Source organism: Colwellia demingiae (assembly GCF_007954275.1).
Lineage (GTDB): Bacteria > Pseudomonadota > Gammaproteobacteria > Enterobacterales > Alteromonadaceae > Colwellia > Colwellia demingiae.
The window spans coordinates 50,837-65,341 of sequence record NZ_VOLT01000002.1; the positions used below are offsets into that span (position 1 = coordinate 50,837).

Genomic DNA, 14,505 nt, shown 5'->3' on the forward strand with positions numbered 1-14,505 from the left:
TATGCAAATTAATCTTTCTGGACACCATGTTGAAGTAACCAGTTCATTACGCGAATATGTCGATACAAAATTTTCAAAATTAGAGCGACATTTTGATCACATTAATAATGTTCATGTTGTACTTACTGTAGAAAAGCTTAACCAAAAAGCTGAAGCTAATGTCCATATGAATGGCAGTGAAGTATTTGCTTCTGCAGTCAACAGCGATATGTATGCCTCTATTGATACCTTAGTTGATAAACTCGATAGGCAGATCCTTAAGTATAAAGCTAAGGTATCTCATCATTAAGCTGAGTTAATCCGAAAGACCGCTTTAAAGTAATTAAAGCATATTAAAGCAGGCGTCCCGAGCTAAATGATTTAGCGTAAGTGGCGCCTAATAACCATTAACATGATTATGCAATTATCCGAAATATTAACAACAAGCTGTACTAGTTGTGATGTAGCAGTAACCAGTAAAAAACGCATTCTAGAAAGAATTTGTCAACTCGCTGCGATTCAAATAACTGATATAGAGCAAGATGAACTATTGGAGAGTTTACTCAATAGAGAAAAAATGGGTAGTACTGGTATAGGTAATGGTATTGCGATCCCTCATGGTCGATTGCCCAATACAAGTAAAGCGGTTGCAGTGTTAATAACAACCGAGAAAGCTATCGATTTTGATGCCATAGATAATAGAGATGTAGATATTTTTGTTGCCTTATTTGTGCCTGAAAATAGCTGCCAAGAACATTTAGATACGCTACAAAATATTGCTAAATTATTTAGTGACAAAAAGATGATCAAGCAAGTTCGAAAATGCAATGATAATCAGGCACTCTATAACTTAATTCAACAAGCAAGCTAGCAATAGAAAAGTTGCCGCAAAGGATTCGGAATAGTATAAATGAAATTAATCATTGTCAGTGGTCGCTCAGGATCAGGTAAATCAGTTGCACTAAGAGTTTTAGAAGATCTTGGTTATTATTGTGTAGACAATATCCCCATTAATCTTCTGCCAGCATTAACCCATACCGTTATCAATGACTATGAAAACGTAGCAGTAAGTCTTGATGTTCGAAACTTACCTAAAGACCCAGAAGATATCCCCGAAATTATTGCTTATTTACCCAAAGCAGTAGATGTTAATACCTTGTTTTTAGACGCCGATGATAATGACTTAGTCAGACGATTCAGTGAAACACGCCGTTTACATCCTCTTATTAAAGAGAATATGCCGCTTGATCAGGCCATTGCTCTAGAAAAGTCATTACTCGAACCAATATCAACTAACGCCGACTTATATATTAATACCAGTCAACTAACTCCTCACCAACTGGCTGATTTAGTCAGAGAGCGGATTTTAGGAAAAAAGACGGGCTCTATGGTATTAGTGTTTGAATCGTTTGGTTTTAAACACGGTATCCCTGTTGATGCTGATTATGTTTTTGACGCTAGATTTTTACCTAACCCATTTTGGGAAAAGTCACTTAAAGGTAAAACAGGTGTCGATTCAGAGGTAAAAGACTTCCTCGCGAGCCAAGCTATTGTGACTAAATTTATTTGGCAAATTAACAGCTTTATGATGACTTGGTTACCACACCTAGAACGAAATAATCGAAGTTATGTCACTATAGCCATTGGTTGTACTGGTGGTAAGCATAGATCTGTTTATATCGCTGAAATGTTAGCTAAAAATTTCCGTAAAGAGCGTGAAGATATTCAAACACATCATAGAGATATTGAGATTAAATCTACTTAAAAAGCGAGCACAATAGTGAATGTTATATCTCAACAAGTGACCATTTGTAATAAACTGGGTTTACATGCTCGTGCCGCGACTAAATTAGCGCAATTAAGCCAAAAATTTGCTGCGAAAATTACCCTCGAATTAGCCGGTAAAGAAGCCGACGCTAGTAGTATTATGGCGCTAATGCTATTAGCAGGCGGCCAAGGGAAAATGGTAAATATCACTGCACAAGGCGAAGACGCACAGTTGGCACTCGCTGAAATATGCCAACTAATTTCTGATAAGTTCGACGAAGCTGAATAACAAACCCTACATAAAAGCTCCCCTCATAAGATAAAAAAGCTGATAAAACCACTAAGTTACGATAAACTTAAGTCGACTTTCAGCTGTTTTCCAAAGAAAGCTGTTTTCATTTTCATCATTAAGCAACCCTCCGTTTCGCGACTTTCTCAGCGATACACTCTTTAGAGGGTTTTCTGTGCACTATACATTACAGAAGCAGAGTCGCTATGCCAGAAGTATCAGAACAAAAGTATAACCAACAAAGATTACAACAAGTCAACGAAGCACTTGGCAGTGGTATGTTCGTCTATGTGCGTAAACTACTACAGCACATGCCTGCTTATGATTTAGCCCTTATTTTAGAGTCTTCTACTGCTAAAAGTCGCCCAGTGCTGTGGCAGCTTATTGATCCTGATTTCCACGGTGAAGTACTTGAGGAACTTAATGAAGAAGTTCGTAAAGGTATTCTTAAAAGCATGCGACCTGAAAAGCTCGCTGCTGTTGCCGAAGGCATGGACATTGATGATTTAGCTGAAGTTTTCCGTACCCTACCAGACAGTATTTATAACGAAGTACTGAACTCGATGGACTCGCAAGACCGTAGTCGTGTCGAAACAGCATTATCTTATGAGGAAGATACTGCTGGCGGTATGATGAATACCGATACTATCACCTTGCGTCCCGATGTAACGGTTGATGTAGTGTTACGGTACTTACGGCTTAAGGGTGACCTTCCTGACGCAACCGACTCCTTCTATGTTGTTGATCGTAACAATAAATTTATTGGTGCAGTATCACTAGCGGCAATAGTGACAGCTAAAGCAGAGGTCATTGTCTCTAGTTTGATCAATGCTGAAGTTGAAGCGGTACAAGCAGAGTTAGGCGAGCAAGATGTTGCACAACTCTTTGAACGCCATGATTGGTTTTCTGCTCCCGTTGTTGATGAAGCAGGCCACTTACTCGGTCGTATTACCATTGATGATGTCATCGATATCATTCGTGAAAATGCAGAGCACTCCATGATGAGTATGGCTGGTTTAGATGATGAGGCAGATACCTTTGCTCCTGTTATTAAAAGTACAAAGCAGCGTTCATTATGGCTAGGTGTTAACCTTATTACCGCATTAATGGCGGTTGCCGTTACCAGTATGTTTGAGGGTGTTTTTCAGCAATTAGCCATTTTGGCGGTGTTAAATTCTTTGGTCCCTAGTATGGGCGGCGTTGCCGGAAATCAAACCTTAACACTTGTTATTCGTGGTATGGCGTTAGGTCATGTCGGTGACAGTAACGCTCGTGCACTACTCAGTAAAGAAGTGGCGATTGGTTTTTTAAATGGTATTATTTGGGCGACGTTAATTGCTACTGTAGTCGCTATTTGGAAGCAGGACCTAATGCTTGGCGGCGTAATTGCATTCGCTATGCTGATGAACATGACTGCAGCCGGGCTTGCTGGTGTAAGTATTCCCTTGTTATTAAAACGCCTCAATATAGATCCTGCGCTAGCAGGCAGCGTTATTATTACCACGGTAACGGATGTTGTAGGTATTTTCGCATTTTTAGGAACCGCTACGTTATTCCTTACTTAGTACTTTTACCGAGTACTTATTACCTCGTACTATCTACCTAGTGATGGTTACCTAGTTTCATCAACAAAAAAAGCGTCATCAATGACAAAATTGATAACGCTTTTTTATTAATGGATTCAGAATCAATTACTTTCTAATGTCCGGCGACTTGCATCTCATCAATCAAAATTGAGCCCGTACGGATACTACCGCGCATATCCACATCAGAGCCAACAGCAACAATGCCCTTGAACATCTGAGCTAAATTACCAGCGATGGTAATTTCACTTACAGGGTACGCTATTTCACCATTTTCTACCCAAAATCCCGCCGCGCCACGTGAGTAATCGCCATTAACAACATTTACTCCTTGCCCCATTAATTCAGTAACCAACAGACCTGTGCCTAAGGTTTTTAACATAGCGTCAAAACTACCATCATGTCCTTGGGCATCGACCAACCAGTTATGAATACCACCAGCATGACCCGTTGTAGTTAATCCTAGTTTGCGAGCCGAGTAACTCGTTAACAAATAAGTTTGTAATGCTCCTTGGCTAATAATCTCGCGATCTTGCGTTAAGACACCTTCACTATCAAATGCACTACTCGCTAGCGCCTTAGCAATATGGGGTCTTTCACTAATATTTAAAAACTTAGGAAAAACATCATTACCAATCGCATCAAGTAAAAAAGACGATTTACGGTATAAATTACCGCCACTAATTGCCGCTATAAAGTGTCCCCATATTGTATTGGCAATATCCGCTCTGAATAATACAGGTACTTTACCCGTTGGGATTGTTTGTGGTTTTAAGCGGGATAAAACTTCTTGTGAGGCTTGTAGACCAACGTTTTTAGCACTTTCAAGTAAAGAGAACTCTCGACTAACTGTGTAGGCATAATCACGTTCCATATCGTCACCGTCACTCGCAATCATCACACAACTTAAGCTGTGGCGAGTACTTGGGTAACCCACTAACTGCCCATGACTATTTCCATAAACCTTAAAACCGGCGAAGGTATCAAAGCTGGCGCCATCTGAATTACTAATTCGTGGATCAACAGCTAAGGCGCTTTCTTCACATTCTTTGGCGAGCTCGATTGCCTCTTCAGTACTGATTTCATGTGGATGATATAAATCCAAATCGATGGGCTGCATTGCCAGAAGCGACTTATCGGCTAGACCTGAACAATCATCTACCGAGGTATATTTAGCAATATTTACTGCTGCGGTAACCGTCTTAATCAATGCTTGCTCTGACAAGTCAGCCGTAGAAGCACTACCTTTGCGGCCTTCACGGTAAACAGTGATACCTAAACCACCATCATTAGTAAATTCAACATTTTCCACTTCACCCATGCGCGTACTGACACTTAAGCCTTGTTGACGGCTCATAGCAACTTCAGCACCGTCTGCGCCGAGTGATTTGGCGAGTTCAAGTACCGTGCTAACACGTGCTTTAACTTCACTGAGTTGTGTAGTAATTGGATCATGCGATTTAGAGGCTTGGGTCATATTGGTTTCTACTTTCTCTTTTCTTTTTAAGGAGTAATAAGGCTCAACAGCGACTTAGAATATAAGGAACTGTTGAACACTTGAGATTATTTTTATTGTTTCTGCTTAGTACACACGACTCGTCGTAATTAAAGTACTCTCACTCGAACAAGGTTTGACCGCAAAAGATCAACAGCCTCAATTAATTTAATGATATAATAAGGACAATTATAATTTATTTTAACATGGTATTAGACATTATTATGCCCCAGTCAGCCAACGATATCGACGAATCTTCAGAAGAAATGGAAGAAGAGTTAAAAAGTAAAAGCGAAGTAAAGCGTGAAATGCATCAATTACAAGATTTCGCACAGAGCTTAATAGAAATGTCTAAGCATCAACGAAGTCGCTTACCTCTAAGTGAAGACATAAAAGATGCTATGATTTTAGCTGATAAAATCAGTAACAAACATGAAGCTTTACGTCGCCACATTCGTCATACAGCTAGAATACTTTTGGAAACCGACCTTGAGCCCATTCACCGTGCTATTGAGGTTATGGCTAATAAACATCAGCAAGAAACAGCAAAGTTTGTTCGTTTAGAAGCGATTAGAGATGAATTGATTGATCAGGGAAATGATGCTGTTGAAGCCTTGATTACTGAATTTCCACAAATTGAGCGACAAAAAATCAAGCAGTTGATTCGCCATGCAGCGAAAGAGAAAAAAGCTGAAAAATTAGGTAAGCATTATAAAAACCTTTTCACTTACCTAAAAGCGAATGCTTAACTAAGTAAAGCAGTGAATATCAGCAAGCACTATTAATAATAGTGCTTGCTAACTTTTACCATTCAGTAATTTATTAATACTCGCTAATTACTGCGTACCACCAATAGTCATTTCATCAACTTTAAGCGTAGGTTGACCAACACCAACCGGTATACTTTGACCATCTTTACCACATACACCAACACCGGCATCAAATTTCAGGTCATTACCGACCATACTGATCCGTTTCATCGCTTCAGGTCCATTACCGATTAAGGTAGCACCTTTTACCGGTGACGTTATTTTACCATCTTCAATTAAATAGGCCTCTGAACTGGTAAACACAAACTTACCAGAAGTAATATCTACCTGCCCACCAGCAAAATTTGGTGCATAAATACCTTTTTTAACCGACTTAATAATATCCTCAGGACTAGACTCTCCTGCTAACATATAAGTATTAGTCATTCGTGGCATAGGTAAATGGGCATAAGATTCACGTCTACCGTTACCTGTTGGTTTCACGCCCATTAAGCCGGCATTATGCTTATCTTGCATGTAGCCTTTTAAGATGCCCTTTTCGATTAACACATTATATTGCCCAGGCGTACCTTCATCATCAATAGAGATTGAACCACGACGGTCGACCAACGTACCATCGTCAACAATAGTACAAAGCTCAGAAGTAACCTGTTGGCCAACTTTACCTGAGAATGCTGAAGAGCCTTTGCGGTTAAAGTCACCTTCTAAACCATGCCCTACCGCTTCATGCAGTAATACGCCTGGCCAACCTGCTCCTAATACTACAGGGTAAGTACCTGCTGGAGCTTCAATGGCGACTAAGTTAACTAAAGCCTGTCTAACAGATTCTTCAGCATAAGATAAGTAACGTGCTTTGTTATCTCCCGCTGCAACTTCAAAGAAGTAACTGTAATCAGTACGAGCACCGCCACCAGCACTTGCACGTTCACGCTTACCGTTTTCTTCAACTAAAACCGAGCAGTTTAAGCGAACTAATGGGCGGATATCTGTAGCAAATGTTCCATCGCTAGCACTCACTAAAATAGTTTCATATACCCCTGATATACTAGCTATAACCTGCTTAACACGGCTATCAACTTGGCGTGCATGTGCTTCAATCTGATGCAATAAATCAATTTTTTGCTCTTGTGTTAAACTGCCAAGTGGCTCAACTGACTGATAAACTTGAATGGGGGATTGACGGCTAAACGCTTTAACGGTTGCACCAGTACCGCTATCAGCGATACCTTTTGCCGCATCTGCCGCCTGCTGAAGTGCTTCAGGGGTTATATCATCAGAATACGCAAAGCCTGTTTTTTCACCTGAAATGGCTCTTACGCCAACACCACGTTCAATATTATATGACCCTTCTTTAACAATACCGTCTTCTAGAACCCAGGTCTCATGCTGACTCGCTTGAAAGTATAAATCAGCATAATCAACTTTTCTTCCCATCATACTTTTTAAAGTTTTCGATAACATTTCATCATCAATATGACTATCACTTAATAAGGATTTCTCAACACTATTCATTAGGTCTTAGCTCTACTTCTATGTTCTTTAATTATAATCAAATTGCAGCAATTAACTACTCAGCGGCGAATTCAAAGGCATGTTTTGACGTATCCGTGTTATTTCTTGTTTTTGGTAATCGACACTAATGTAACCTTCACCAATTTCGATACTATTTTCAATTTCGCCCCAAGGATTGATGATCATCGAATGACCCCAAGTTTCACGACCATTTTCATGAACGCCTTCTTGCCCTGCTGCAATAATATAGACCTGATTTTCAATAGCTCTTGCTTGCAATAATGTTTGCCAATGCGCTTTGCCAGTCACTCTGGTAAAAGCGCTGGGTACAGTAATAATATCAGCACCTGCAATCGATAGTTGCTGAAATAAATTGGGGAATCTTAAATCGAAGCACACTGATAGTCCAATATTAGCAAATTCGGTATTAACCACGCTTATTTCTTTACCTGCTTGGGTATAACGAGATTCACAATAACTCTTAGTGCTATCGCTAACATTAACATCAAATAAATGAATTTTATCGTATTGCCCTATCAATTCACCTTCGGGATTAAAAACACAACTGCTATTAGTAAATTTTGTCGAGGATGCAGCTAAAATAGGTATAGTGCCGGCAACTAAGTAAACTTTAAATTTCCTGGCAAGCTCTCCAAGTGCTACACAAAGGTTACTACCTTGTGGATAAACTTGTGAAGAGCCTAGTGCAGCATCTTTTGAGGAATCTATTGCCGATTCTCTTGCCAAATCCAATTGTTCACTGTCTTTACTGCCAAAATACAAACAACACTCAGGTAGTACTATTAGATGTTGAGTATCCTCTTGGGTAGCAGTAATTTCAGCGAGTAGTTCAGCTATCTTAGCAAGGTTAGTTTCGACATTAGCCGCTGAGGATAACTGTATTGCACTCAATTTAACCATCGGTTGCTTTATCCTTTTTAGATGTAGGTGGTGCCTCTATATTCAATTCTTCTTCTTTAGCATCTTCGGTCGGCACTGCGCCCTCGATACTAATATTCTTACTTTTACGATCAACTTCTTTGAAGTCAGGATTTTCAACCGTGCCTGTTAGCTCAAACTTAAATTCTGAGACTACTTGAGATCTAACAACTTGGTCAATAGCTACGCCAGCAAGAAATGTTACTGGATTTAAAGAGGTAGCTATCCAAGCTAATACTGGCAAACTTGACGTTAGATTTGGCTTATAAGACATTTCATAATCGAGCTCACCGGTGACTAGGTTGGTATTACCTGTCATAAACAAGTTACCTGCGGTGCCATTCATTTTGGTATTATCGGTAGTTAACAATCCCTGATCTAATTGATAACTACCTTTGATATTACTATAAAACATACCATCACTAAAAATATCACGAAAATCGAGTGTTAATTTACGTACTAAAGATTGTAAGCTTAACACTGAGAATATGCGTGCTGAATCACTTACATCCGCTAAATAGCCATCATCAAGTCGTCCATTAACCGAACCGTTTAAGTGGTTAAGCGTAAAGTCATGCAAACCTCCTTCCCAGTTTAGGTTTACGTCAATTTTAGCGCCACTGTCTTTAATGATTGATTCATAACCTGCTGCTTTTAACTCTGTTTCTACATCATTCACCGACAGATTGCCGACTAAGGTAGTTGTTGATTCTTGTTCATTATGAAGCCAACTACCCTCCAGATTTAATGATGTTTTATCTCGCTTTGCTGTGAATTTTGCAAATTCAATCGTCTGCTGATCAATACGTTTAACCGCTACATCAACCTTACCTAAGTTTAACAGGCCAATCGAACAACGATCACAATGAAAATTCAAAGGGGGAATATTAGCAAAAATAATATCATTTTCAGCTCTATCTGGCTGTTGATTTATTGCTGTAACACTCGTCTCTATTTCAGTACTCTCTTCCTCTTGAGGAAGAGTTAAAAATTCAGCATTAATATCCAAGCCTTCGACTAACCAGTCAGGATAAATTTTTATTTGGCTACGAGTTTCTTTAGCATTGAGTTGTAATAACCACCATTTCGGCTTATCTAATAAATTAAAAGAAACATTATTGAGTTCCTGCCCCAATAGGCTCAACTGACCAATTGACCCCCTAATTCTTTTTGGCTTAGCTAAAAAAGGAATTGAGTTTACTTGTTCTACATTAATTAAATTTGCTTGTTCTACACTATTTGATGGTTGATTAATGCTATCAAGAATATTACTGATTAATGGCTGCCATGCCGAAAAATCAGCGTGGGCTAGCTTGGTGGTGATATGAAAACCATCCCCAGGTAAAGCCATAGAGCCTTCACCTAACATTAAATTGGCACGGGTAAACGCGATATGTTGGTGTTCTAACACTCCTGAAAAATGCATCTTGTCACCGTAATTTAATACGATATTAGATTGATCTTTATCGCCATTAATTTTTACAGAAAGAGCATTTTCTTGTTTCGCGTCAAGCTGATAGGGCGCTGGCAATAACAGTCGGGTATTATTTAATTCAGTGTCAAAACCTGCTGAGTAAGAAAAGCCGCCTTGATGATGCTGATGCAGCGATAATGAACCTTGCCACGGCAATTCACCTTGCGTATATCGACGTAATTTTTCAGGGACAAAGGACAACCATGTAGACTCTTGCCATAACGCAGCTAAATTAATATCGGTATCGTAGTAATCGGCTTTATCCATACCTGAGATATCAAGGTTAATGGGTAGTCCTTGCCACATCAGTTGTAAATTTTTAGTGCTGATTTTATCGTTACTAAAAATAAACTGCCCTTGAACCTCAGTAAAATCCATCCGAGGGGCTTGCAAGGCAACTTGGTTATTATCAAAGTTAATAATACCGCTTGCCAATGCTTGTTCATTATTATTGAGTGGCAGGTTTAGATGAAACTCCCCAGTGACCTCACCGCTAATTTGCAACTGCTCTAACGCACTACCAACACTGTCTTTGAATGGGCTTTCATTTATCAAATCACCAATATAACGCGTTTGAGTTGGCTTTATTTCGGTATCTACCGTTAAAACTTGACCATTGGCTAAATCAGCAATACCGGCGCGAACCCCTGTTACGTCTAAGCCGGTTAGCTCTCCACCTCGGCCAGTGATTAACATCGAATTATTAGTAAAATTCAAATTGGCGACAAAATCCGTTATCGCAGGCCAGTTATCTACAAATTTAAACTCTGATTTACTCAACTCGGCATCAACGACAAAAATACCGCTACCGTCGGTAAACGGAAAATGGCTAATCGGCCCATTAATTAAAACTTGTGCATCTTCAACACGGCCTGAAACCACCGCTGCATTTAAGTAATTAACTAAATTTTCACTCATGATGGGTAAAGGTAAATAACGCCCAACTAAACCAGCATTACCATTAGAGACATTAGCTAATAATGCTAAATTAACCTCGCCATCAATAGGCGCTTCCACCTTAACTTGTGCTGATAGATTAATTTCTTTTGACAAGAAATCTAACTCTTCAACCGTCAATGCCCAGCCTTCATCATTAAACACAGCATTTAACTGTCCTGATAGTGTTTGATAGGGGAATGCTTGTACAAATAATTTATCGAAATCCAGCTGACCTTTTTCTGCATTAAAATCTACCGATAAATAACTATCTACAAAACTGAGGTTTCCTGACACATTTTCTAATCCAGGAATACCGTGACTAAAACTATTATTAAATGCCGAAAAGTTTGTCGCAATTTGCAGAGTGTTATTTTGATTACGAATATATAGATCTTCAATTTTCCCGGTTAAGGTCATCTCAGATAGTAAATTGCGGATTTCTTGTTTTTCAACGATCAAAGGTGTTAGTTGAGCCAGCATAGCAACATCAATTTCAGATAAATGTAATGAGAAATCATTTGCTTTTTTCGCTAACATAACCGTAAATTGTTGTGGTTGCGTATCATTAAGTCGTAATGCTAACGGTGTACTATAGAGTATCAAGCTTCGATCGGCTTTACCTTTGACAAGTAATAACTGCCCTTGCTCTAATGTTAATGTTTGTTTTTTATTCTCAAACTGCCACTGCATGCTGCTATCGGAAAAATCAACTTTTAAACGGTCAATATCACTGTTATTGATATATAACCAAGCAGAAAAATTAATATCCGTTTTGGTTTTGTCATCATCAAGCACTAAAACATCATCTAACCAAGGCGTTATATCTATCTGGTTTGCTTGTAAGTACATTTTCCCAGCGAGTGCACTGCCTTTATTCCCTTGTAGGTCTAGTTTCAAGTGCAAGTTATTTGAGCTCAAGCCGTTGAGTACCACACTGCCTTCTGCTTGATGGCGCTCACCTGTATTTAACCAACGTAGCTGGTTTAATCTTATAGTGCGTGTAATTGACTCATTACGCACTGTGATTTGACTATCACGTATAGAAAATCGCTTTATGCTGTTTAAAAAAAGATCGCTAATAACTTCAATATCATCAGCTTCATTATCATTTTTCGGTTTATTTGAGGTATCTTCATCCTCTTTACCTATCCACAACTTTTCCGAGACATTGACTATTGCACCAGAAAGAATAAGGTTTTTTGAAATCAGACTTCGTTCGGTGAGTGTTCTCCAAAAATCAACTTGCATTTCAAGTTGCTCGATAAATACAGAAGCTCTTTCTGTCTTAAGCACTTGAACATCACCAATAATCAAGATGGGTCCAGACCTTTGCCAGGTCATACTTAATGTACCGATAACGATATTGGTTTGAGATATTTCGTTTAAATAATTTTGTAGGGGAAGTTTATAATTATGGACATAAGGTAAAAACAAACGAAAAGCACTAATGACTACCGCTAACAACACTAACAAAATAGCAATTGATTTATAAAGGCGGTTTAGCCAACGGTTTGAAGTACTTACAATGCTCATTAAAACTTAGTGTGTCCTATATTTGTTATGATGTGATTACCCAAAGCTAATTACATCATAACAACATCAAATTGTTCTTGATTATACATGGGTTCGGCTTGTACTTTAATCAACTTCCCAATAAAAACTTCAACTTCAGCTAAGTTATGGTATTCATCATTAACCAGCGAATTACTCACCGCAGTTGACGCATAAACGGTAAATTTATCGGCATCATGAGCACGATTGACACGTACTATTTCTCTGAGTACTTCAAAACACACTGTTTCTACTGTTTTTAGATGACCACGGCCAGTACAAAGTGGACATTCTCCACACAAAACATGTTCTAAGCTTTCACGTGTTCTTTGTCGTGTCATTTCAACTAATCCAAGCGCTGAAAAACCATGAAGACTATATTTAACCTTGTCTTTACTCATTGCCATATCTAGGCTGTGCAATACGCGACGTTTATGATCGTCATTATGCATATCAATGAAATCGACAATGATAATGCCACCGAGGTTTCTCAGTCTCAGTTGCCTAGCGATAACTTGTGTTGCTTCAATATTAGTACTAAATATGGTGTCAGCTAAGTTACGATGCCCAACAAAAGCACCGGTATTTATATCGATGGTAGTCATGGCTTCGGTTTGATCAATGATTAAATAACCGCCCGATTTAAGTTCAATTTTACGATGTAGAGCTCGCTGAATTTCTCGTTCAACAGAAAACAGATCAAAAATAGGTAACTCACCTGGGTAATATTCTAATAAAGGTGTTAACTCAGGTACAAATTCTTCAGTAAAAACGGTTAATTCTTGAAAAGTCAGATTAGAGTCAATACGAATACGCTCAAGATTAATACCCACAAAATCTCTTAGCACTCGAAAGGATAAAGAGAGATCTTGATAAAGAGGTAAGTTAGTTTGCTTACGCTGTTTACGCGCTAACACCTTATGCCATACTCTACGTAAGAACTCAGCATCATGCTGGAGGTCTAACTCATCAGCACCTTCACCCGCAGTACGAACAATAAATCCTTGTTGTTCATCACAATAAGGGGTAACGATATCTTTTAAACGATCTCGCTCTTTAGGATTTTCAATGCGTAAGGATATACCCGCATGTTGGGAGTGAGGCATTAATACGAGATAACGTGAAGCAATAGTGATATCCGTTGTTAAACGTGCTCCTTTTGAGCCAAGCGGATCTTTAACCACCTGTACCATGATGTGTTGACCTTCATGTACTAAAGATCGAATGTCAGGTACCTGATCAGTTTCTTCTTTTACAATGAGTTTGCTATTAATATCAGAAGCATGTAGAAACGCCGCTTTATCAAGATTAATATCAACAAAAGCTGCTTGCATGCCTGGTAAAACACGAATGATTTTACCTAAATAGATATTACCAACAATGCCACGTTTTGCTTGTCGCTCTATATGCACTTCTTGCAATGAGCCATTTTCGATCAAAGCAACACGTGTTTCGCTAGGCGTAACATTGATTAATAATTCAGCACTCATAAATATCCTTTATTTCAAACAGTAGTTCAAAAAATCAGTTGAAAAAATTATTTCGTATGAATACTGCCAACAAAACCAGCTGTAGCCAGTAATTGAGCGGTTTCATATAGTGGTAAACCAACAACGGCAGAATAACTACCATTAATGGTTTTAACAAATTGTCCTGCAATCCCTTGAATGCCGTAACTTCCAGCTTTATCCTGTGGCTCGCCTGTCAACCAGTAGGCTGAAATTTCAGCCTTCGTTAGTGTCTTAAAAACAACTTCAGTGGTAACAACTTGACCTTGTACGCCCGCTTGACTCGCAAGCGCAATAGCCGTTAATACTTGATGCTGGTTATCTGATAATAAAGATAAGGTGTTAATGCAGTCTTCTATATTATCTGGCTTGCCTAGTATTTCACCATTGAATACCACACTGGTATCTGAACCTAAGACATAACTATTTACTCGTTCTGCTTCCGGTAATAGATCTAGAACATGTTGAGCTTTCTGTTTTGCTAAGCGTAGTACATAGTCATACGCTCGTTCAGCTTTTTCTACTGTTTCATCGATATCACTTGCCTGAACAGAAAATTGATAGCCCAATTGCGCTAATAACTCTTTTCGTCTAGGAGATTGCGAGGCTAATATCAGTTTCTGACTAATACTTGTGGGGTTAACTATTACGTTAGTCATAAAATCTTATTCACTACTGTTATAGCTAGCCCTTGAGAAA

12 protein-coding genes are annotated in these 14,505 nt (G+C 38.9%); 6 read left to right on the forward strand and 6 right to left on the reverse strand.

Annotation, left to right across the window (positions count from 1 at the left end; all coding sequences use genetic code 11):
- Position 1: 1 nt before the first annotated feature.
- The 5 genes from hpf to mgtE all read left to right on the forward strand — a co-directional run bounded on the left by hpf (position 2) and on the right by mgtE (position 3,600).
- Positions 2 to 289 (forward strand): ribosome hibernation promoting factor, encoded by a 288-nt coding sequence (gene hpf, locus ESZ36_RS03060; protein ID WP_146783409.1) that lies wholly within the window; start codon positions 2 to 4, stop codon positions 287 to 289.
- 108 nt (positions 290 to 397) lie between these two features.
- On the forward strand, positions 398 to 850 hold the full coding sequence (ptsN, locus tag ESZ36_RS03065) for a PTS IIA-like nitrogen regulatory protein PtsN (RefSeq protein ID WP_146783411.1): 453 nt from the start codon (positions 398 to 400) through the stop codon (positions 848 to 850).
- 39 nt (positions 851 to 889) lie between these two features.
- On the forward strand, positions 890 to 1,744 hold the full coding sequence (gene rapZ, locus ESZ36_RS03070) for an RNase adapter RapZ (RefSeq protein WP_146783414.1): 855 nt from the start codon (positions 890 to 892) through the stop codon (positions 1,742 to 1,744).
- A 15-nt stretch (positions 1,745 to 1,759) separates the two neighbouring features.
- Positions 1,760 to 2,035 carry an HPr family phosphocarrier protein gene (locus ESZ36_RS03075; RefSeq protein WP_146783419.1) on the forward strand — a complete coding sequence of 92 codons (276 nt, stop codon included), beginning with the start codon at positions 1,760 to 1,762 and terminating at the stop codon, positions 2,033 to 2,035.
- 206 nt (positions 2,036 to 2,241) lie between these two features.
- Positions 2,242 to 3,600 (forward strand): magnesium transporter, encoded by a 1,359-nt coding sequence (gene mgtE / locus ESZ36_RS03080; RefSeq protein ID WP_146783421.1) that lies wholly within the window; start codon positions 2,242 to 2,244, stop codon positions 3,598 to 3,600.
- Between the two features lie 133 nt (positions 3,601 to 3,733).
- On the opposite strand, the gene pmbA is transcribed toward mgtE, so the two are convergent.
- Positions 3,734 to 5,095, reverse strand: a complete 1,362-nt coding sequence (gene pmbA / locus ESZ36_RS03085) for a metalloprotease PmbA (protein WP_146783423.1) — start codon at positions 5,093 to 5,095, stop codon at positions 3,734 to 3,736.
- A 242-nt stretch (positions 5,096 to 5,337) separates the two neighbouring features.
- Here pmbA and yjgA point away from each other — a divergent pair, with 242 nt between their 5' ends.
- Entirely contained in the window at positions 5,338 to 5,862 is a 525-nt protein-coding gene (gene yjgA, locus ESZ36_RS03090; RefSeq protein ID WP_146783425.1) for a ribosome biogenesis factor YjgA, read from the forward strand.
- A gap of 87 nt (positions 5,863 to 5,949) precedes the next feature.
- Here the strand turns inward: yjgA and tldD are convergent, their stop codons facing one another.
- Genes tldD through ESZ36_RS03115 form a run of 5 tightly spaced genes read right to left on the reverse strand, consistent with a single transcriptional unit; the run spans position 5,950 to position 14,465 of the window.
- Positions 5,950 to 7,395, reverse strand: a complete 1,446-nt coding sequence (gene tldD, locus ESZ36_RS03095; protein ID WP_146783427.1) for a metalloprotease TldD — start codon at positions 7,393 to 7,395, stop codon at positions 5,950 to 5,952.
- Positions 7,396 to 7,446: 51 nt separating this feature from the next.
- Positions 7,447 to 8,316, reverse strand: coding sequence for a carbon-nitrogen hydrolase family protein (locus ESZ36_RS03100; RefSeq protein ID WP_146783430.1), 870 nt, complete (start codon positions 8,314 to 8,316; stop codon positions 7,447 to 7,449).
- Positions 8,309 to 12,280, reverse strand: coding sequence for a YhdP family protein (locus ESZ36_RS03105; RefSeq protein WP_146783433.1), 3,972 nt, complete (start codon positions 12,278 to 12,280; stop codon positions 8,309 to 8,311). The genes ESZ36_RS03100 and ESZ36_RS03105 overlap by 8 nt, the downstream gene beginning before the upstream one ends.
- Positions 12,281 to 12,330: 50 nt before the next feature.
- Entirely contained in the window at positions 12,331 to 13,788 is a 1,458-nt protein-coding gene (rng, locus tag ESZ36_RS03110) for a ribonuclease G (RefSeq protein WP_146783436.1), read from the reverse strand.
- 47 nt (positions 13,789 to 13,835) lie between these two features.
- A complete protein-coding gene (locus ESZ36_RS03115; protein WP_146783438.1) occupies positions 13,836 to 14,465 on the reverse strand; it encodes a Maf family protein in 630 nt (209 codons plus the stop codon).
- Positions 14,466 to 14,505 lie beyond the last annotated feature (40 nt).

What these genes read in the sequence shown, in the direction of transcription:
- hpf (WP_146783409.1), top strand. Translation starts at nt 2, where the DNA reads ATGCAAATTAATCTTTCTGGACACCATGTTGAAGTAACCAGTTCATTA.
- ptsN (WP_146783411.1), top strand. Translation starts at nt 398, where the DNA reads ATGCAATTATCCGAAATATTAACAACAAGCTGTACTAGTTGTGATGTA.
- rapZ (WP_146783414.1), top strand. Translation starts at nt 890, where the DNA reads ATGAAATTAATCATTGTCAGTGGTCGCTCAGGATCAGGTAAATCAGTT.
- mgtE (WP_146783421.1), top strand. Translation starts at nt 2,242, where the DNA reads ATGCCAGAAGTATCAGAACAAAAGTATAACCAACAAAGATTACAACAA.
- pmbA (WP_146783423.1), bottom strand. Translation starts at nt 5,095, where the DNA reads ATGACCCAAGCCTCTAAATCGCATGATCCAATTACTACACAACTCAGT.
- yjgA (WP_146783425.1), top strand. Translation starts at nt 5,338, where the DNA reads ATGCCCCAGTCAGCCAACGATATCGACGAATCTTCAGAAGAAATGGAA.
- tldD (WP_146783427.1), bottom strand. Translation starts at nt 7,395, where the DNA reads ATGAATAGTGTTGAGAAATCCTTATTAAGTGATAGTCATATTGATGAT.
- ESZ36_RS03100 (WP_146783430.1), bottom strand. Translation starts at nt 8,316, where the DNA reads ATGGTTAAATTGAGTGCAATACAGTTATCCTCAGCGGCTAATGTCGAA.
- ESZ36_RS03105 (WP_146783433.1), bottom strand. Translation starts at nt 12,280, where the DNA reads ATGAGCATTGTAAGTACTTCAAACCGTTGGCTAAACCGCCTTTATAAA.
- rng (WP_146783436.1), bottom strand. Translation starts at nt 13,788, where the DNA reads ATGAGTGCTGAATTATTAATCAATGTTACGCCTAGCGAAACACGTGTT.
- ESZ36_RS03115 (WP_146783438.1), bottom strand. Translation starts at nt 14,465, where the DNA reads ATGACTAACGTAATAGTTAACCCCACAAGTATTAGTCAGAAACTGATA.